This window comes from Curtobacterium sp. AB7 (genome assembly GCF_044909335.1).
GTDB lineage: Bacteria > Actinomycetota > Actinomycetes > Actinomycetales > Microbacteriaceae > Curtobacterium.
On record NZ_JBIYED010000002.1, the window covers coordinates 207,186 to 225,906 of the forward strand.

The following is an 18,721-nucleotide window of genomic DNA, read 5'->3' on the forward strand; positions in this document are numbered from 1 at the left end:
GTCAGCGGAACGTCACCGTGACCTGCGCCTTGCCGAGCACGGTCTGCCCGCCGGCGGTCACGGTGAGGTCGATGCGCTTCGGTCGGCCGTCGTCGTCGACGGTGCCGACCTTCGCGACGATGCCGATGGTCGCGCCCTGCTCCGGGTCCACGACGACGGGGCGGGTGAAGCGGACGCCGTAGCCCGCGACCCAGCCGCTGTCGCCGAGCCACTCGGAGACCGGCTGCACGGCGAGGCCCATCGTGAGCATGCCGTGCGCGAGGACGCCGGGCAGGCCGACCGAGGCGGCGACGTCGTCGCGGTAGTGGATCGGGTTGAAGTCACCGGAAGCGCCGGCGTAGCGGACGAGCGAGTCGCGGGTGACGTGCACCTCGCGCTCGGCGACGACCGTGCCGACCTCGATCGCGGTGGCGGGTGCGGCGGTCATGCGTCGTCTCCTCGGACCACGAGGGTCGACGTCGCCGTGACGACGTGCTCCCCCGAGGCGTCGTTCATGGTGCTCTGGGCCGTGACCATCGCGTTGCCGCCGAGTGTCTTGACGCTCGTCACGGTCAGGGTCGCGGTGAGCTCGTCGCCGGCCACGATGGGCCGGTCGTAGGTGAAGGACTGCTCGCCGTGGACGACACGCGAGAAGTCGATGCCGGCGTCCGGCTCGGCGAGGAGCTGCGCGAGCGTGGCTTCCTGCACGACGACCGCGAAGGTCGGCGGGGCGACGACGTCGGCGTACCCGGCGGCGCGGGCCGCATCGGGTTCGTGGTGGACGGGGTTGGTCGCGAACACCGCGCGCGAGAAATCGCGCACCTTCTCGCGACCGACCAGGTAGGGCTGGGCCGGCGGGAACGTCCTGCCGACGAGCTCGGGGTTCACTGACACGTCGGCAGTCTACCGACGCCCGTCCTGGGGCCTGTCGATGCTGAGGATGCATCGGCTAGGCTGGCCGCGCCGGTTCGGGGGAATCGGCGGTCCGGTCGCGACACCGGATCAGGGGACGGGGGAGCAACCATGGACACCAGGACCGATTTCGCCGTGCACACGGGCGACCGCTGCACCGCGATGGAGGTCGCCGGCGCGGCACTCCGCACGGCGGGACACCACGTCGAGTCGACCGGTGGGACCCTCACCGCGACGACCGGCAACCGGCTGCTCACGATCCTGCTCGGCGCGCTCGTGCACCCGTCCCGCGAGTTCCGCCGCTACGAGCTGTCGACGACCGTCACCGGAGCGTCCACCACGATCACGCTGCGGCACAGCGGACACGGCACGGCCGTCTCCGGCGGCAGCATCGGCGCGAGCCGTCGACGAGCCGCATGGCACGAGGTGAACGCTGCGATCGAGCGCGCCCTGCGCGCGGCCGGCGTGCTGCAGACGCGCACCGACACCGGGTCGCACTCCGCGCTGTAGGCGCGCGCGGGTCGCGCGCGGTCGGCGCGCGGTCGCGACGTGACCGGCGCACAACGCAAGTGCATCTGCACCACCCGAACCCACGGCACGGACGCACTTTGATCGAGTGTGCGGCGCGACAGCCGCACTGGACCCGGCCGCGCACCGGACAGGAGGCCCGGGGCACGTCCGCCACGCGCCTCCCGACCGGAACGCCGTCGCGCCCGGGAACGACGAAAGCCCGGCGAACAGATCGCCGGGCTTGCTGTAGCGAGGGCGGGACTTGAACCCGCGACCCCACGATTATGAGTCGTGTGCTCTAACCAACTGAGCTACCCCGCCAGAGATCCGGAGCGACACGCGCACCGGGTCGGAGCCCCGAGTCAGGATTGAACTGACGACCCCCTCCTTACCATGGAGGTGCTCTACCACTGAGCTATCGGGGCGATGTGCCGCGAACGGCACCACACGAGGATAGCAGACCTCCGACGCCGCTCCGGAACCGGGCGAGACGCCCGGGCGTGCCGCGTCGGCGACCGCTAGTTCGCGTTGGTCTGGAGCCAGGCCAGCGGGTCCACGGGGACCCCGTCGACGTGCACTTCGAGGTGCAGGTGCGGGCCCGTGGAGTTGCCCGTGCTGCCCACGAGACCGAGCTCGTCGCCGACCTCGATCTGCTGACCGGTGACCACCTTGAAGGAGTTGTCCTCCATGTGGCCGTACACGCTGACGAACTGCTTGCCGTCGACGTCGTGCTCCACCCAGACGTCGTTGCCGAAGCCGCCGTCGTTCGCCTGGACCTTGATGACGGTGCCGGCGGCGATGACCCGGATCGGGGTGCCCTCGCCGGGAGCGAAGTCGACGCCCATGTGGTTCGTCGAGCAGAACGAGCAGCCCGCGACCTGACGACCGCCGAAGCCGGAGGTGATCGGGACGCCGGTGAGGAACGGCCACTGGATCGTGCCGGTCGGGTCGTTGGTGAAGCTCGAGGCGTCGACGTTCTTGTACTGCGTGGCGTCCGACACCGTGTACTGGTCGCGGGTCGTCGACCCGTCGGCTGCGGCGCCGACGCTCATCGACTGGGTTGCACCGCTCGCCGTCGACCGGACCGCGGTCGAGCCGGTCTCCGGCACGTAGAGCGCCTGGGCGGGCAGCGACGTCGAGACGACCAGACCAGCGACGAAGAGGAGCGCACCGACGGCCGTGACGCGCGAGGCCGCACGGCGGAACGAGGCGCCCTGCGTCCGGGCGGCAGGAGCCGGGGCGGGCGCGGCAGCGGTGCGGCCGGCCGCGATGTGCCGGGTGGCGCGGTCGACCTGCGCGGCCGATGCGGCACGGCCGGTCCGCCGACGGGACGCCGGGACCTGGCCGATGACACGGCGGGGCTGCGGTGCGACGGGCTCCGCAGCGGCCGGCGCGGTGCGCGGTGCCGAGGCGCGGACGTCCGGCGACGTGGGAGCCGGTGGCGTCGTGATGCGCTGCGCCGGACGGACCGCCGACCCGGGCAGCGCGGGCGAGACCGGCGCGAGGTCGATCGGCGACGCGGGGGCGGCCGCCGACGACGGCGTGGTGAGCCCGACGACCTCGTCGAACGACGGGCCCGCGGCACGGTCAGGCGCGACGTCCTGCGTGTGGTCCTGCGTGACGGGGGCGCCCTTCGCAGCCGCTCGCTCCGCCTCGATCCGTGCTCGTCGGGTCAGGTGGACGACCGGGGTGGCGGCGTCGACGGGACCGGTGGGGACGGACGTCAGTGGGGAGTGGGGCATGCGTGCGGTGGCGATCCTGATCGGGGAAGGGGCGCGCTCGTTGGTAACGAGCAGATAACGGGACCTGAGCACGGTAGCAAACGTCGTCGCACGTCGCCAGTCGTGGTCGCGTCCACCGGGCACCCCCAGAGCGAGGGACCGGCGGACCTCAGACGCCGAGCGCCTCGGCTTCCAGCCCGCGCAGCAGCGCTTCGAGGTCGTCGGCCACCGCGGGGCTCGCGAACAGGAAGGAACGGGTCCCGCCGGCTTCCCAGATGCGGATCGACGCCCCGGCCTCGCGCGCGACGACGGAGCCGCCGGCCATGTCCCACGGGTTGATCCCGCGCTCGTAGTAGGCGTCGACAACCCCGGTCCCGACCGCGCAGCAGTCGAGCGACGCCGCTCCCCCGCGCCGGATGTCCCGCACCTCGCCGATCAACCCGGCGAGCACGGACACCTGCTCGCGGCGCCGGTCCGCCGTGTACCCGAAGCCCGTCGCCACGAGCGTCTCGGCGAGCGAGGCCGGAGCACTGACGGACAGGGGCACGCCGTCACGGGTGGCGCCCTGTCCGGCGGCGGCACGGAACACCACCCCGGTCGCGGGGGCGACGACGACGCCGGCGATCGGCTCCCACGTCGTGGGGTCGGCGGAGCCCCGCACGACGCCGATGCTCACGCCGTACTCGGCACTGCCGTACAGGTAGTTCACCGTGCCGTCGATCGGGTCGACGACCCAGGTGATGCCCGACTCGCCCGACGCCGACCCCGACTCCTCACCGTGGAACGCGTCGTCCGGCCGGGCCTCGGAGATACGGGCCCGGATGAGCGCCTCGACCTCGCGGTCCGCAGCCGTGACCACGTCGACGATGCTCGACTTCCGGTCGGCGACCTCGACCCCCTCGGCCCGTCGTCGTGCGGCGAGCGTGGCCGCTTCGCGCGCGATCGTCTCGGCGAGGTCGGCGAACTGGGACGGTGTGCGGTCGGATGCCATGCACCGATCCTGCCAGGGACGACGAAAGCCCCGTCCGGGTCGGACGGGGCTTTTCGATGGTGGCAAGTGAGGGATTCGAACCCCCGAAGGCTACGCCGGCTGATTTACAGTCAGATCCCTTTGGCCGCTTGGGTAACTTGCCATGCGCACCCAGCCGGTGTGATCACCAACCGAAGGCGCGCACAAAAGCATAGCGGATCCAGAACGGTGGTCGTGACCACCGCCGGCCGACCGCCGGAGCCGAACCGGGCCTCCTGTCCGCCGTTAGGCTGTGCGGCATGGCAGACAGTTCCTTCGACGTGGTGAGCAAGGTCGACAAGATGGAGGCGGAGAACGCCCTCAACCAGGCGGCCAAGGAGATCGAGCAGCGGTACGACTTCAAGGGCGCGGACGCGTCGGTCGCCTTCAGCGGCGAGGACGTCCTCATCAAGGCGAACTCGGAAGAGCGCGCGAAGGCCGTCCTCGACGTCCTGCAGAGCAAGGCGATCAAGCGCAACATCAGCCTGAAGAGCCTCGACGCCGGCGACCCCTACCCCTCGGGCAAGGAGTACCGCATCGAGGTGAAGTTCAAGAACGGCATCGAGCAGGACGTCGCGAAGAAGATCGGCGCGTTCCTGCGGGCCAACGCCCCGAAGACCGTGAAGAGCCAGATCCAGGGCGACGAACTGCGGGTGTCCTCGAAGAGCCGCGACGACCTGCAGAACACCATCCAGCTGCTCAAGGGTGAAGAGTTCGACGTCCCGTTGCAGTACATCAACTTCCGCTGACGTCCGTGGAGCACTGGCTCACCGTCGCGATCACCGTCCTGGCCGTCCTGCTGGACCTGGCGATCCGCGCCTTCTCGATCATCTACGTCCCGATCAACCGGAAGCCGCAGACGGCGACCGCCTGGTTGCTGGCGATCTTCCTCATCCCCTACATCGGCTTCATCGTCTTCCTGGTCATCGGGTCGACGAAGCTGCCGCGTGCCCGGCGTGAGAAGCAGACCGAGATCAACGCGTACATCCTCGAACAGACCGAGGGCATCGAACGCGTGCGGCGTGACCACCCGTGGCCGCTGTGGCTCGAGAGCATCACCACGCTGAACCGCGAACTCGGTGCCATGCCGCTGGTCGGTGGCAACTCGGCGGAGCTCTACCCCGACTCCGAGGAGTCGATCGCGGAGATGACCCGGGCGATCGACCAGTCGCGTCGGTTCGTGCACGTCGAGTTCTACATCGCGACGCTCGACGACACCACGCGGCCGTTCTTCGACGCGCTCGCCCGTGCACAGGCCCGCGGCGTCACCGTCCGGTTCCTGCTCGACCACTGGGCGAGCCGCGGCTACCCCGGGTACAAGGACACGCTGGCGTTCATGGACCGCGCGGGCATCGAGTGGCACCTCATGCTCCCGCTGCTGCCGCTGCAGGGGAAGTTCCAGCGCCCCGACCTCCGCAACCACCGGAAGATCATGGTCATCGACGGCTCGGTCGCCTTCACCGGGTCGCAGAACCTGATCGACGCCTCGTACGACATCAAGTCGCACATCGAGAAGGGCATGGTCTACAAGGACCTGTTCGCCCGGTTCGAGGGTCCGGTCGTCGCGGGGTTGAACGCCCTGTTCGTCACCGACTGGTACAGCGAGACCGACGAACTGCTGCTGCGCGAGAGCGACCCCGTCCAGCGGGCCGACCGCGGCGACGCCCTCGACTGCCAGGTCGTGCCGTCCGGGCCCGGGTTCGACGGCGAGAACAACCTGCGCCTGTTCAACGCGCTGCTCTACTCGGCGCAGAAGAAGGTGTCGATCACGTCGCCGTACTTCGTGCCGGACGACTCGATGCTCTACGCGATCACGACGACCGCCCAACGCGGCGTCGAGGTCGAGCTCTTCGTCGGCGAGATGGGCGACCACGCCATGACCTGGCACGCGCAGCGCTCGTACTACGAGGGACTGCTCCGCGCCGGTGTGAAGATCTGGCTGTACCGGGCACCGACGATCCTGCACGCCAAGCACTTCACCATCGACGACGAGGTGTCGGTGATCGGGTCGAGCAACATGGACATGCGCTCGTTCAGCCTGAACCTCGAGGTCTCCGTGATGGTCCGGGGGCACCGCTTCGTCGATGCCCTGCGCAAGGTGCAGGACGCTTACAAGGAGCACAGCTTCGAGCTGACGCTCGACGAGTGGGACGACCGTCCGCGCCGGTCCAAGGTGCTCGACAACGTCGCGCGGCTCACGGCAGCGCTGCAGTAGCGAGCGCTGGCGGGCTGCCGCGCTGTCGGACGGGAGGCGCGGTGCGCGCCCGCCCCGCACGGTGCGCCGTCCTCCACCCGGTGCGACCTTGGCCGCTCGGTGCGTCGCCACAGCGGGGCACCCAGCGAGCACGCTCGCACCGGACGAACAACCCGGCACCGTGCGGCAGCGCTCCGGGCCGGGTCGAGCCCGGCAGGGCGCTCAGCGCATCGGAACGAGGGACGCCAGGGCCGCGACGGCCCGCTCGAGCGGGCCCCGGCCGAGGAACCGGCGCCAGACCATCGCGAACAGGATCGAACCGAGCGCGAACCAACCCCACGCGGACGCCGACTCCGGGTACTCGGGCAGCATCGCGATCACCACGAGGTGTCCCGAGTAGATCGTCAGGGGCATCGACCCGACGGCGGCGAGCGGGAACGCGATCCGCTCGGCGACCCGCCCGCGGCCGTCGAACAGCAGGGTGCAGAGCGCGATGACCGCGACCGCCACGCCCGCGGTGCCGACCACGTCGACCGTCGTCGACGAGTGGTCGCGCGGTGACAGGAAGAGCTGGGCGAGGGCCTCGGCCGGCGTGCTGCCCTCCGCGGCGTACGGGACCCCCGGGAACGCGAACGCGGCCCCGGACGGAAGCGGCGCGATGACCGTGCCGACGACGTACGCGGCGACGGCGACCAGTGCGCCGGAGGCGAGGAGCGCGACCTGCGTGCCCCGCGCCTCTCCCCACCGGCACGGCCCGGACGCCGCTGGCGCGTCGTCCGGGAACCGGCGGCGTGGGCCCAGACCGGACCTGGCAACCGCGAGACCGACCAGGACGTACGCCAGGAAGGTGACCACGGGGTAGACCAGACCGAGCTGCACGCCGACCATGCCCGCGTCGGCGTAGGCCGGTGCGGTCGATACGGCGACGATCGGCGACAGCACGGCGCAGGCGCCCGCGATGGCGAGGAGCCACGCCGGGCGGACCCGGAGCACCGGGATCACCAGCAGGAACAGCACTCCGTACGTCGGCAGGATCACGTAGACCGGTGTCTCCAGCGCGATGAGCACGAAGCCGACGGCGACGACGGCTGCGGCACGGATCACCAGGCGAGCCCGCACTCGGCCGATCGTCGGCGGACCCGGCGGAGTCGTCCGACCGCTCGTCAGGCCGATCGAGACCCCGGCGAGGACCGCGAAGAGCGCGGACGGCCGCCCGTTCGCGACCGCGGACCACGTCGTCGGGTCGACCCAGTCGAGCTGCTCCGCGATGCCGCCGATGTGCGCGGCCATCATGCCGAGTAGCGCGACGGCGCGCGCGACGTCGACGCCCTGCAGTCGCGCAGCGGACGCGGACGCGCCCCGCACCGCCGCGGGCGGGACGGGGCGCGTGTCGGCCATCGCTGTCAGTTGGTGGGCGCGTCGACGCGGCCGAGCGACACGTCGATCATCTCGTCGCGGGGCACGACCTTGATGCGCTCACGGCCCTCGGCAGCGCCGAGCGCGAGCTCGTGGGTGTCCAGGTGGTGCCAGCCCTCGAGGTCGGTGTACTCGACGCCACGCTCGCGGAGCAGCGCCGGGATCGCACCCTCGGAGGGGTCCTCCGGAGTCCACCAGCTCGCCTGGTCGTTGACGATGTGCTGCACGGTCTCCATGGCGTCGGACTTCGTGTGGCCGATGAGACCGACCGGACCGCGCTTGATCCAGCCGGTGGCGTAGACGCCCGGGATCTGCTGGTTGTCGTCGTCGAGGACCTGGCCCTCGTGGTTCGGGATGACGCCGTGGCGCTCGTCGAACGGCAGCCCGGGCAGCGGGGAGCCGAAGTAGCCGACGGCACGGTAGGCCGCCTGGATCGGGATCTCGCGGATCTCGCCCGTGCCCTCGACACCGCCCTCGCCGTTCGGCCGGGTGCGCTCGTACCGGATCGCGGTGAGGTTGCCCTGCTCGTCGCCGACGAACTCGGTCGGCTTCGCGTAGAAGTGCAGGTGCAGCCGCCGGCTCGCCTGGCCCGTCTCGCGAGTGCGCCACTGCTCGAGCACGCGGTTGATGACCATGACCTGCTTGTTCGTGGCGATTGCGGTCTTCGACGCCTCGTCGTGGTCGAAGTCCTCGTCGTAGACGACCATGTCGACGTCACGGACCTCGCCGAGCTCGCGGAGCTCGAGCGGCGTGAACTTGACCTGGGCAGGACCACGGCGGCCGAAGACGTGGACGTCCGTGACGGGCGACGCCTTGAGGCCCTCGTACACGTTCGCCGGGATCTCGGTCGGCAGCAGGTCGTCGGCGTGCTTCGCCAGGATGCGGGAGACGTCGAGGGCGACGTTGCCGACCCCGATCACCGCGACGCTCTCAGCGGTCAGCGGCCAGGTGCGCGGGACGTCGGGGTGGCCGTCGAACCAGCTGACGAAGTCGGCGGCACCGTAGGAGCCCCGCAGGTCGACGCCGGGGATGTCGAGGTCGGCGTCCTTGATCGCCCCGGTCGAGAAGACGACCGCGTTGTAGTGCTTCTTCAGGTCCTCGAGGGTGATGTCCTCGCCGAAGCGGACGTTGCCGAACAGCCGGACGACACCGCGGTCGAGCACGTCACGCAGGGCGTTGACGATGCCCTTGATGCGCGGGTGGTCGGGGGCGACGCCGTACCGGACGAGTCCGTACGGCGCGGGGAGCTGCTCGAACAGGTCGATCGACACGTCGTGTCCGTGGGCCTCGCGCAGCAGGATGTCCGCGGCGTAGATGCCGGCGGGTCCGGCGCCGACGATGGCGATTCGGAGGGTGGGCACTGATCGTCTCCAGTTCGTTCGGGTGGGGTGCTCCCGGTGGTGCGTCCCGCGCGGCGACCGTGGGGTCATCCGGTCGCGGGTGGTGTTCAGCGGCTGCGGTCGACGACGGAGTCGGCGAAGCGGGTGAGTGCTCGCTTCACGGTGCCGTCGGGCAGCGGGGCGAGGGCGTCCACGGCTTCGCGGGCCCAGCGGACCGCGACCGTGCGCGTCGACGCGGTCGCCTCGTGGTCGCGCAGTGCGGCGACGGCCGACTGGTACGGGACGGAGCCGACCGCGTCGTCCGGAGCGCCGTTCACGTCGCGCTCGATGCGCAGGACGAGGTCCTGCGCCTCCGGGTCGGTCGCCGCGTGCCGACGCAGGTGCAGCATCGGCAGCGTGTCGACGCCGGCACGGAGGTCGTTGCCGGCGATCTTGCCGGTCTTGTCCGTCGCCGGTGCCAGGTCGATGACGTCGTCGACGAGCTGGAAGGCGACGCCGACCTTCTCGCCGAAGGTCCCGACGGCGTCGAGGTAGGCACGGTCGGCGCCGGAGAACATGACACCGGCGCGGGCGGCGGTCGCGATGAGCGAGCCGGTCTTGTCGCTGAGCACCTGGATGTAGTGCTCGACCGGGTCGTCGTCGGGCTGCGGGCCGGTGGTCTCGTGCAGCTGCCCCATGCAGAGGCGCTGGAAGGTCTCGGCCTGCATCCGGATGCCCTCGGTGCCGAGGTCGGCCGTGATGAGGCTGGCGCGCGCGAAGAGCAGGTCGCCGGTCAGGATCGCGACGTTGTTGCCGTACGTGATCTGCGCGGCGGGGACCCCGCGGCGGACGGGCGCCTCGTCCATGACGTCGTCGTGGTAGAGCGACGCCAGGTGGGTCGTCTCGATGCTCACGGCGGCCTTGACCACGGCGTCGGTGACCCCGTCGCCGAGCTGCGCGATGAGCAGCGTCAGCGTCGGGCGGATCCGCTTGCCGCCAGCGGACAGCAGGTAGCGACTCGTGGTGTCGGCGAGGGTGTCCGTGGAACGCATGGCGTCCTCGAGCCCCTGCTCGACGAGCTCGAGACCGTCGTCGACTGCGGCGATGAAGCGGCGGTCGGCGGGCGTGGCGAACAACCGCTCGCCGATGCCCAGCGAGGCGCGGAGGCTCGGCGCGCGACGTGCGACCGGGACGCTCGGATTCAAGTGCTGCTCCGTCTTCGGGGGATGGTGACCGGTCAGTCGTCGGCCGGGTCGACGCGCGGCTGCTCGCCGGTGGTCTGGTGGTCGCGGCGTGCCTTCGCACGGCGGGCCGCGGACTCGCGCACCGTGTCGGCGACGGGCTTGCGGCCACGGTGCAGTGCGACGATACCGGCCGTGAGGTTGCGGTAGGCGACCACGGAGAACCCGACGCCGCGCAGCCACTGGGTGAGGACCTGCTGGTCCGGCCACGCGTCGATCGACTCGGCGAGGTAGCGGTAGGCGGCGGGGTTGCTGCTCGAGAGCTTCGCGATGCCCGGGAGCACGCGCTTCAGGTAGGTGCCGTAGCCGAGGCGCAGCAGCGCACGCGGCGGGGTCGAGAACTCGCAGATGACCACACGGCCGCCGGGCTTGAGGACCCGCAGCATCTCGGTGAGCGCCTGCTTCGGGTCGTTCACGTTGCGCAGCCCGAACGAGATCGTGACGGCGTCGAACGTGTCGTCGTCGAAGGGCAGGTGCTCGGCATCGCCCTCGACGAAGGTGATCTCGGGGTGTCGCTCGCGACCGACCGCGATCATGCCTGCGGAGAGGTCGAGCGCGCTGACCTCTGCCCCCTTCTTCGCGAAGGCCGCGGCACTCGTCCCGGTGCCAGCGGCGATGTCGAGGACCTTCTCGCCGGGCTGCGGATCGACGGCCCGCACCGTGGCGACACGCCACAGCGGTGCGTTGCCCGCCGACAGGATGTCGTTCGTGAGGTCGTACTTGGCCGCGACGTCGTCGAACATCGCCGCCACCTCGTCCGGCCGCTTGTTCAGGTCCGCTCTGCTCACCCGACCAATCCTAGAGGTCCCGACCGTACGTTCACCGGACTCGCAGCAACGGCCCGCGCCGGACTCGCAGCAACGGCCGCGCGACGAGCGCCCGGCCGGGTGGTCCACCAACCGCGCGTAGCATCGGAGCCGTGACCCGAACCACCACGGCGGCGCCCCCGCTGACGGTCTCCACCCGGATCCTCGACGACCCGGGCACCGTCCTCCGCCACACCCTGCGCGACCGTCCCCTGGCATTCGTCCGGAACGGTGACGGCATCATCGGCATCGGGGAGGCGCTGCGGTTCACGTTCACCGGCGCCGACCGGATGCGCGACGCAGCCGCGGTGTGGCGCACCGTCGTGGAGTCGGCCGTCGTCGACGACCCGGTGCAGCTGCGCGGCTCGGGTCTGGTCGCGTTCGGCTCCTTCGCCTTCGCCGACGACTCCGCCGACGAGAGCGTCCTGATCGTCCCGCGCGTGGTCATCGGCCGTCGGCGCGGCAAGGCCTGGCTCACCGCGATCGACACGACGGTCGGCGCCGAGCCGCTCGCATTCACGCGGACCTCGGTGCCGGTCCCCCACGTCGGACCAAACGTCTCCGTCGCACTGCGCCCCGGCCGGATCGACGAGGCCGCCTACGCCGCGAACGTCGCCGAGGCCGTACGGCGCATCGCCGCCGGGAGCGCGCAGAAGGTCGTCCTCGCTCGCGACCTCGTCGGCATGCTGCCAGCGGGCGCCGACCGTCGTGCCGTGCTGCTCGACCTCGCCGCCGCCTACCCGCAGTGCGTCACGTTCGCGGTCGACGGCCTGGTCGGTGCGACCCCCGAGACGCTCGCCCGCACCGACGGCACCCGGTTGACGGCGCGGGTGCTGGCCGGAAGCGCTGCACGCGGTGCCGACGAGGTGTCGGACCGTGCCGCTGCCGAGGCCCTCGCCGCCAGCGCGAAGGACGTCGAGGAGCACGCGTTCGCGATCGACAGTCTGCTCGCCTCGCTCCGCCCGCTCGTGACCGAGTTGCGCGCCGACCCCGAGCCGTTCCGGCTGCAGCTGCCGAACCTGTGGCACCTGGCGACCGACGTGCAGGCGACGCTGCCGCCGGACACCACCTCGCTCGACGTCGCCGACGCCCTGCACCCGACGGCCGCCGTCGCGGGCACCCCCACCGACGTGGCCGTCCGGCTCGTCGCCGAGCTCGAGGGTGTCGACCGCGGCCGCTACGCCGGTCCGGTGGGCTGGATGAGCGCCACCGGCGACGGCGAGTGGATGCTGGCGCTCCGCAGCGCCCGCATCGACGACGACGGCACCGTCCGGGCCTGGGCGGGTGCGGGCGTCGTCGCGGGGTCGGAGCCGGCGCGCGAGGTCGCCGAGACCGCCCTGAAGTTCCGACCGGTCACGGACGCGCTGGCCTGAGCGGCGCTGCGGCCACGCGGTCGCGTTGCGTCGGTCCCGCGGTCGCGGCGCTGCGGCCACGCGGTCACGTTGCGTCGGTCCCGCGCCGCGTCAGTCGGCCAGCGGCACCTCGATCACGACGCGCTCGGCCGGGTCGGTGAGCACCCGCTCGAGGTCGCCCCACGTCTCCGCGCGGCGGTACTCCCAGCCGAGGCCGGTCACGACCCGTTCGACGTCGACGTGCTGCGGCGTCGACATCATCCGCCGCATGTCCTCCGGCGGGGTGGTGCGTGCCACCTCGAGCCCGCGGAAGATCGCGCCACCGTGGTCGTTGCCGACGACGACCTGCACCCGGTGCGTGCGTTCCTCGGTGCCGGTGACGAACGCCCCGAGGTCGTGCAGCAGGGTCAGGTCGCCCAGCAGCACGCGCGTGGTGCCGACCGACGCCGACGACTGCTCGAGCGCTGCGGCGATCCCGAGGGCCGTCGACACGGTGCCGTCGATGCCGGCGAGCCCGCGGTTCGCGTGCACCCGGATCTTCTTGCCGAGCACCCGCCCGTCGGCGACGCGGATGATCTGCGATGCACCGAACACGAGCCGGTCGTGCGGCCACGTCACGCCCCACACGGCGTCGGCGAGCATCGCACGGTCGACGGGTCGGCGGCGGAGGGCGACCTCGTCGCGCAGGAACTTGTTGCGTTCGGCGCGGTCCGGGGACCGCTTGGCGCCGAGGTCGGGTCCGGCGTCACCGTCGCCGAGCAGTGAACGGCTCGCGCCGACCCAGCGACCGACCCACGCGCGGTGCTCCGGCCGGGTCCGGCCCGTCACGCGGACGTCGGACACGAAGGTGGTCAACGATTCGCTGGGCCCACGCCGCCGGTTCCCGGACGACGCGCCAGCGGCGTCCGGGCCGTGCCGGTGGGGAGAGGCGCGGGCCGGGTCGAAGGGGTCGGCCGTGTGTCCGCGGACCACGATCGTCTCGACCCCCTGCCGCTGCAGGAGCGCCGGGACCTCACGGCTGAGGGTGGGGTGGCCGAGCACGACGGCGCGACGGACCGCCCCGCCGAAGCCCTCGTCGCGCAGGAGTTCGCGGTAGGCGACCACGAGGTTCCGGCCGAACCGTGCGCCGCTGGAGACCTCGGCGAGCAGGGGCGCCCCGAGCTCCCACGCGATGCGCTCGGCGTCCTCGCCGGCGTCGTGACCGGCGATGACGACCGTGCCCGGCTCGTCGTCCGGCGACAGCTCGGCCACCGGGAGTCCGCCGTGCGCCCGACGGGTGGCGAACGCGGTGTCGACCTCGTCGTCGGGGACGCCCTCCACGTGCTCGGCGTCGAGGCCGGCGGACAGGGGTTCACGGAACGCGACGTTGAGCTGCGCCGGCCCCGGCTGTCCGGTGTGTCCGGCGGCCGCGGCCACGGCCTGGCGGGCGAGGTCGCGGAGCGCTGCACGCACCGACGCGTCGGCTCCGTGCGCGGAGGGCGCCTCGACGTCGCGGACGAAGGCGACCGCGTCGCCGAACATCCCCGGCTGGACGGTGGTCTGGTTGCTGCCGATGCCGCGGAGTTCGTCCGGCCGGTCGGCGCTCAGCACGAGCATCGGGACGCCGGAGTGGTGCGCTTCGAGGACCGCGGGGTGGAGGTTCGCGACAGCGGTGCCCGAGGTCGTCACGACCGCCGCCGGTCGACCGGACTCCACCGCGAGACCGAGGGCGAAGAACCCGGCGGTGCGCTCGTCGAGCCGGACGTGGACGGTCAGGCCGCCGGCTCGCTCGAGCGCGACGGCCGCCAGCGCCAGGGCCTGGGAGCGCGAGCCCGGGCTGACGACGACGTCGGTGACGCCGGCGCGCACGAGTTCCTGCAGCAGCGTCAGGGCGGCGTCCGTCGCCGGGCTGCCCGATCCGACGGGACCGTCAGCGATCGGTGCGGCCGTCGTCGTCTCGGTCGTGGAACTGGTCTTCGAGGTCTCGGAGGGTCGCGTCGTCCTGGTCCTTGTCCGTGAGGGTGTCCCCCGGAACGGGCGTGGTGCCGAGGAAGTCCGGGTCGTCTTCTGGTCCACGGTACCGGGCGGTGGTGCCCGGGGACGCCGGCGAGCGGCCGAGCAGGAACCACAGCACTCCGCCGAGGACGGGGAGGACGATCACGAGGAGGATCCAGACACCGCGTCTGAGGGATCGGACACGTTCGCGGGGCATCGTCGCGCAGTCGATGGCCGCGTACACCGTGAAGGCGACAGCGGCGACGACGACGATCAACCACAAGCGGACCATGCTCGGGAGTCTAGGTCGCGAGCCTGTGACGACCCTGCCGGTCGGCCGTCCGTAGACTCGCAGGGTGAAAGCGTGGCTCCTGTACACCCTGGCCCGGCTCGGCATCTTCGCGGCGGCGCTCGTGCTGCTCCTGCTCCTGACCCCGATGCCCTGGTACTGGGCGACGATCATCGCCGCCCTCGTCGGGCTGTTGATCTCCTACATCGCGCTCGCGAAGCTCCGTGCCACGGTCGCCCTGAGCCTGGCGAACCGTCGCGGTGGCCCGGAGCGCGATGCGGACACCGACTTCGAGGACGACTTCGTCGACGCGGCGGACACCGACGCCGCGGACGCCCCGACCGTGCGCCCGGTCTCGGACGCCGACCGGCACGCCGCGCGCCGGGACGCCGACGCGGAGTAGTCCGGCGGAGTCCTACGGCTGGACGGCGAGCGTGATGCCGAGCACCACGCCGAACACCAGCGACGCGAACGACGACAGCTGCAGTGCCGTGATGAGTTCACGGGGCTTGCGCGACGACACCCCGATCGCGAGCGCCGGCAGGGCCAGCAGCAGCGAGAAGTACGTGAAGCCCGTGCGGAAGTAGAGCAGGACGAACCAGAGCAGCACCACGTACGGCAGCAGCAGGAACAGGCCGTACAGCACCCGTGCCACCGGTCGGCCGACGACGACCGCGAGGGTGCGCTTGCCGGCGAGACGGTCCTCGTCGATGTCGCGGATGTTGTTCACCATCAGGACCGCGCAGGCGAAGAACCCGGCGGCGACCGCGGCGGCCCACCCGCTCGTGGTGGCCTGGCCGATGAGCACGTACTGGGTGCCGAGCACGGCGACGAGGCCGAAGAACACGAAGACGAAGACCTCGCCGAGCGCGTTGTAGCCGTAGGGCTTCTTACCGCCGGTGTAGAACCACGCGGCGACGATGGCGGCGGCGCCGACGAGCAGCAGCCACCACAGCTGCGTGAGCACCACGATGACGATCCCGGCGACCGCGGCCAGCCCGAAGAACGTCAGCGCGACGGTCAGCACCGTCCGGGGCTTCGCGAGGCCGGCTCCCGTCAGGCGAGCCGGGCCGACGCGGTACTCGTCGGTGCCGCGGACACCGTCGGAGTAGTCGTTGCTGTAGTTCACGCCGATCTGCAGGAACAGTGCCACCGCGAGGGCGAGCAGCGCGATGGCGAGGTGTCCGTCCTGCGCCAGGAACGCACCGAAGTCGCCCGTGGTGCCGCTGTCGACGAAGCCCACGGTGGTGCCGAGCACCACCGGGACGACGCCGAGCGTCAGGGTGCGGAGTCGTGCCCCGCCGATCCAGTCCCGCGCGGTCGCCCGCCGCTTCGAGCGGACCGGGGCCGCAGCCTTGGCCGGGTTGCCCGAGCGGCCCTGCTTGTGCGTCGTGTTCTTCGTTCGTGCCACGACCACCGATCCTATCCGCGCCGCGCCGCACTGCACCGCGGTGCCGTCGAGCGCACCTACCGTGCCGCGAGGTCCTGGATCGCCCGCCGGTCGGGCTTGCCGGACGCGAGCATCGGCAGTCGGTCGACGACGACCACCGCGGCCGGACGTGCGGCGCGGCCGAGGGCATCGCCCACGTGGGACCGGACGGTGTCGAGGTCGAGCGGCTGCTCGGTGACGACGACCGGCACCTCGCCCCACTCCCCCGAGGCCCGTCGGGTGACGACTGCACCGTGCTGATCGGGCAGGTCGCGCACGAGCCGCTCCACCGCGCCGAGCCGGACCTTCTCGCCGCCGGAGATCACCACGTCGTCGAGGCGTCCGAGCACCCGGACCACCCCGTCCGACACCGTGGCGGCGTCACCCGTGCGGTACCAGCGCAGGCCGTCGCGCTCGACGAACGTCGCGGCCGTGCGGTCGTCGTCGCCGAGGTACCCCTCGGCGAGCATCGGACCCGACAACTGGAGCTCGTCGTCCACCACCGCGGTGCGGACGGTCCCGAACGGCACGCCGTCGTACACGCAGCCGCCGCTCGTCTCGCTGGCGCCGTAGGTCGTCACGATGCGCACGCCGGCGGCGACCGCCCGCTCGCGGAGCGCCGCCGGGGTCGCCTGGCCGCCGACGAGGACCGCGTCGAACCCGCCCAGTGCGGCCGCCCCGCGGTCGTCGTCGAGCACACGGGCGAGCTGCACGGGGACGAGCGACGTGTAGCGACGCGGGGAGGCAGGACCGGTGACGAGCTGGTCCGCGGCGTCCGCGAACGCCGCTGCGTCGAAGTGGCCCGGTGCCACGACGACCGGCGTCGTCCCCGCGGCGATCGACCGGGTCAGGACGTTGAGGCCCGCGATGTAGTGCGTGGGCAGCGCGAGCACCCAGCTACCCGGTCCGCCGAGCGCTGCGTCCGCCGCTGCGGCACCGGCGAGGAGCGCCTCGGACGAGAGGGCCACGCGCTTGCCGGTACCGGTGGACCCGCTCGTCTCGACCACCAGGGCGACCCCCTGCCGGACGTCGGCCGGCGGCGGGGTCGGCAGCGCCGGTGCCCCTTCGGCGACGGGGAGCAGCGCGGGACCGCCGGCGAGCGCTGCCTCCAGACCGCGCAGCACCACGAGCGGATCCGACGTGCCCAGCGCGACCAGCGGACGGGTCATGCCGGCACCGCCGGGCTCAGTAGTGCCACGGGAACGACGTCCACTCGGGGGCTCGCTTCTCGAGGAACGAGTCGCGGCCCTCGACGGCCTCGTCGGTGCCGTAGGCGAGCCGCGTCGCCTCGCCCGCGAAGACCTGCTGGCCGACCATCCCGTCGTCGACGGCGTTGAACGCGTACTTGAGCATCCGGATCGCCGTCGGGGACTTGCCGAGGACGATCTCGCCCCAGCGGATCGCCTCGCGCTCGAGGTCCTCGTGCGGGACGACCGCGTTCACGGCGCCCATCTCGTACGCACGCTGCGCCGAGTACTCCTGCGCGAGGAAGAAGACCTCGCGCGCGAACTTCTGGCCGATCTGCTTGGCGTAGTAGGCGCTGCCGTAGCCGCCGTCGAACGACCCGACGTCGGCGTCGGTCTGCTTGAACCTGCCGTGCTCGGCGCTCGCGATGGTCAGGTCGCAGATCGCGTGCAGCGAGTGCCCGCCGCCGGCTGCCCAACCGGGGACCACGGCGATGACGACCTTGGGCATCATGCGGATCAGGCGCTGCACCTCGAGGATGTGCAGACGTCCCATCGAGGCCTGCGCGGCCGCCGGGTCGACGCCCTCGGGCGGCGCGCCCTCGTCACCGACGTACTGGTAGCCGCTGCGCCCCCGGATGCGCTGGTCGCCGCCGGAGCAGAACGCCCAGCCGCCGTCCTTCGGACTCGGGCCGTTGCCGGTCAGCAGGACGACGCCGACGCGGGGGTCCTGGCGGGCGTCGTCGAGCGCCCGGTAGAGCTCGTCGACGGTGCGCGGACGGAAGGCGTTCCGCACCTCGGGCCGGTCGAACGCGACCCGGACGATCCCCTTCGAGACGTGCTTGTGGTACGTGATGTCCGTGAACTGCTCCGCGATCGGAGCCGCGGTCCAGACGTCGGGGTCGAACAGGTCGGAGACGGGATCATCCATGCCCCCAACGTACCGCCGCCGGTCAGGCGCCCATGTCGGTCAGGACCTCGGGTGCGACGAACACCAGGATGACGATGAGGATCACCGGGTTGGCGAAGAAGGCCACCACGACACCGATCGCCCCGTACCACCGGCCGAGGCCACCGACGGCCGCGACGAAGCCGAGCACCGCCGCGATGAGGGTCAGGAAGACCACGACGAAGCAGATCCCGAACGCGAACTCGGTGTCGCCGCCCATGAACACCGCGAAGGCGCTGGCGTCCACCGCGGTGGACACCACGGCAAGGCCGAGGGCGATCTTGCCGACGATCGGGCTGCGGCGCTGACGAACCGCCGTCTGGCGGACGTCGACGGTGTTCTGCTGCATGAGCCGCGCGAACTCGTCGGTGTCGCGACCGGGGCGCTGCGCACGCCGCTGCGGTTCCCGCGCCACCGCGCCTCCCTCGTTCCGGACG

19 protein-coding genes and 3 tRNA genes are annotated in these 18,721 nt (G+C 71.9%); 5 read left to right on the forward strand and 17 right to left on the reverse strand.

Features of this window, described 5'->3' with window-relative positions:
* Position 1: 1 nt before the first annotated feature.
* Both ABH929_RS06925 and ABH929_RS06930 read right to left on the reverse strand, forming a co-directional pair.
* Positions 2 to 427, reverse strand: a complete 426-nt coding sequence (locus ABH929_RS06925; RefSeq protein ID WP_111084264.1) for a MaoC/PaaZ C-terminal domain-containing protein — start codon at positions 425 to 427, stop codon at positions 2 to 4.
* Positions 424 to 873, reverse strand: coding sequence for a MaoC family dehydratase N-terminal domain-containing protein (locus ABH929_RS06930; RefSeq protein WP_404560618.1), 450 nt, complete (start codon positions 871 to 873; stop codon positions 424 to 426). Before ABH929_RS06930 ends, ABH929_RS06925 begins: the two co-directional genes overlap by 4 nt.
* Positions 874 to 1,002: 129 nt before the next feature.
* Here ABH929_RS06930 and ABH929_RS06935 point away from each other — a divergent pair, with 129 nt between their 5' ends.
* On the forward strand, positions 1,003 to 1,401 hold the full coding sequence (locus ABH929_RS06935; RefSeq protein WP_404560619.1) for a hypothetical protein: 399 nt from the start codon (positions 1,003 to 1,005) through the stop codon (positions 1,399 to 1,401).
* A 247-nt stretch (positions 1,402 to 1,648) separates the two neighbouring features.
* Here the strand turns inward: ABH929_RS06935 and ABH929_RS06940 are convergent.
* The 5 genes from ABH929_RS06940 to ABH929_RS06960 all read right to left on the reverse strand — a co-directional run bounded on the left by ABH929_RS06940 (position 1,649) and on the right by ABH929_RS06960 (position 4,255).
* A tRNA-Met gene (locus ABH929_RS06940) sits at positions 1,649 to 1,722 on the reverse strand.
* A gap of 32 nt (positions 1,723 to 1,754) precedes the next feature.
* A tRNA-Thr gene (locus ABH929_RS06945) sits at positions 1,755 to 1,826 on the reverse strand.
* A 93-nt stretch (positions 1,827 to 1,919) separates the two neighbouring features.
* Positions 1,920 to 3,143 (reverse strand): M23 family metallopeptidase, encoded by a 1,224-nt coding sequence (locus tag ABH929_RS06950; RefSeq protein WP_404560620.1) that lies wholly within the window; start codon positions 3,141 to 3,143, stop codon positions 1,920 to 1,922.
* 148 nt (positions 3,144 to 3,291) lie between these two features.
* Positions 3,292 to 4,113 (reverse strand): inositol monophosphatase family protein, encoded by an 822-nt coding sequence (locus tag ABH929_RS06955; protein ID WP_404560621.1) that lies wholly within the window; start codon positions 4,111 to 4,113, stop codon positions 3,292 to 3,294.
* A gap of 57 nt (positions 4,114 to 4,170) precedes the next feature.
* A tRNA-Tyr gene (locus ABH929_RS06960) sits at positions 4,171 to 4,255 on the reverse strand.
* A 136-nt stretch (positions 4,256 to 4,391) separates the two neighbouring features.
* Between ABH929_RS06960 and ABH929_RS06965 the strand changes: the two genes are divergently transcribed.
* Both ABH929_RS06965 and cls read left to right on the forward strand, forming a co-directional pair.
* Positions 4,392 to 4,880 carry a YajQ family cyclic di-GMP-binding protein gene (locus ABH929_RS06965; protein WP_111084269.1) on the forward strand — a complete coding sequence of 163 codons (489 nt, stop codon included), beginning with the start codon at positions 4,392 to 4,394 and terminating at the stop codon, positions 4,878 to 4,880.
* A 5-nt stretch (positions 4,881 to 4,885) separates the two neighbouring features.
* Positions 4,886 to 6,346, forward strand: coding sequence for a cardiolipin synthase (gene cls, locus ABH929_RS06970; protein ID WP_404560622.1), 1,461 nt, complete (start codon positions 4,886 to 4,888; stop codon positions 6,344 to 6,346).
* Positions 6,347 to 6,547: 201 nt separating this feature from the next.
* On the opposite strand, the gene ABH929_RS06975 is transcribed toward cls, so the two are convergent.
* From ABH929_RS06975 to ABH929_RS06990, 4 genes are all read right to left on the reverse strand, one after another.
* Positions 6,548 to 7,723, reverse strand: a complete 1,176-nt coding sequence (locus ABH929_RS06975) for a heparan-alpha-glucosaminide N-acetyltransferase domain-containing protein (protein WP_404560623.1) — start codon at positions 7,721 to 7,723, stop codon at positions 6,548 to 6,550.
* A gap of 5 nt (positions 7,724 to 7,728) precedes the next feature.
* Complete coding sequence (locus tag ABH929_RS06980) at positions 7,729 to 9,102, reverse strand: FAD-dependent oxidoreductase (protein WP_404560624.1); 1,374 nt, start codon at positions 9,100 to 9,102, stop codon at positions 7,729 to 7,731.
* An 86-nt stretch (positions 9,103 to 9,188) separates the two neighbouring features.
* Complete coding sequence (locus tag ABH929_RS06985; protein ID WP_205462790.1) at positions 9,189 to 10,265, reverse strand: polyprenyl synthetase family protein; 1,077 nt, start codon at positions 10,263 to 10,265, stop codon at positions 9,189 to 9,191.
* 32 nt (positions 10,266 to 10,297) lie between these two features.
* The gene (locus tag ABH929_RS06990; RefSeq protein ID WP_404560625.1) at positions 10,298 to 11,089 is read right to left on the reverse strand and encodes a demethylmenaquinone methyltransferase; all 792 of its coding nucleotides are present in this window, start codon (positions 11,087 to 11,089) and stop codon (positions 10,298 to 10,300) included.
* 131 nt (positions 11,090 to 11,220) lie between these two features.
* On the opposite strand from ABH929_RS06990, the gene ABH929_RS06995 reads away from it, so the two are divergent.
* A complete protein-coding gene (locus ABH929_RS06995) occupies positions 11,221 to 12,480 on the forward strand; it encodes an isochorismate synthase MenF (protein ID WP_404560626.1) in 1,260 nt (419 codons plus the stop codon).
* A 90-nt stretch (positions 12,481 to 12,570) separates the two neighbouring features.
* Here ABH929_RS06995 and menD read toward each other — a convergent pair whose 3' ends face one another.
* Positions 12,571 to 14,376 carry a 2-succinyl-5-enolpyruvyl-6-hydroxy-3-cyclohexene-1-carboxylic-acid synthase gene (gene menD, locus ABH929_RS07000; RefSeq protein ID WP_404560882.1) on the reverse strand — a complete coding sequence of 602 codons (1,806 nt, stop codon included), beginning with the start codon at positions 14,374 to 14,376 and terminating at the stop codon, positions 12,571 to 12,573.
* Positions 14,369 to 14,725 (reverse strand): PLD nuclease N-terminal domain-containing protein, encoded by a 357-nt coding sequence (locus ABH929_RS07005; protein WP_131921755.1) that lies wholly within the window; start codon positions 14,723 to 14,725, stop codon positions 14,369 to 14,371. The genes menD and ABH929_RS07005 overlap by 8 nt, the downstream gene beginning before the upstream one ends.
* Before the next feature lie 64 nt (positions 14,726 to 14,789).
* Here ABH929_RS07005 and ABH929_RS07010 point away from each other — a divergent pair, with 64 nt between their 5' ends.
* Complete coding sequence (locus ABH929_RS07010; RefSeq protein ID WP_404560628.1) at positions 14,790 to 15,125, forward strand: DUF4229 domain-containing protein; 336 nt, start codon at positions 14,790 to 14,792, stop codon at positions 15,123 to 15,125.
* 12 nt (positions 15,126 to 15,137) lie between these two features.
* Here the strand turns inward: ABH929_RS07010 and ABH929_RS07015 are convergent, their stop codons facing one another.
* From ABH929_RS07015 to ABH929_RS07030, 4 genes are read right to left on the reverse strand one after another with little or no spacing between them, the layout of a single operon-like run.
* Positions 15,138 to 16,139 carry a 1,4-dihydroxy-2-naphthoate polyprenyltransferase gene (locus ABH929_RS07015; RefSeq protein WP_131845706.1) on the reverse strand — a complete coding sequence of 334 codons (1,002 nt, stop codon included), beginning with the start codon at positions 16,137 to 16,139 and terminating at the stop codon, positions 15,138 to 15,140.
* A gap of 50 nt (positions 16,140 to 16,189) precedes the next feature.
* The gene (locus ABH929_RS07020) at positions 16,190 to 17,320 is read right to left on the reverse strand and encodes an AMP-binding protein (RefSeq protein WP_404560629.1); all 1,131 of its coding nucleotides are present in this window, start codon (positions 17,318 to 17,320) and stop codon (positions 16,190 to 16,192) included.
* Positions 17,321 to 17,336: 16 nt separating this feature from the next.
* Complete coding sequence (locus ABH929_RS07025) at positions 17,337 to 18,266, reverse strand: 1,4-dihydroxy-2-naphthoyl-CoA synthase (protein ID WP_404560631.1); 930 nt, start codon at positions 18,264 to 18,266, stop codon at positions 17,337 to 17,339.
* 22 nt (positions 18,267 to 18,288) lie between these two features.
* Entirely contained in the window at positions 18,289 to 18,699 is a 411-nt protein-coding gene (locus ABH929_RS07030; RefSeq protein WP_404560632.1) for a hypothetical protein, read from the reverse strand.
* Between the last annotated feature and the right edge of the window lie 22 nt (positions 18,700 to 18,721).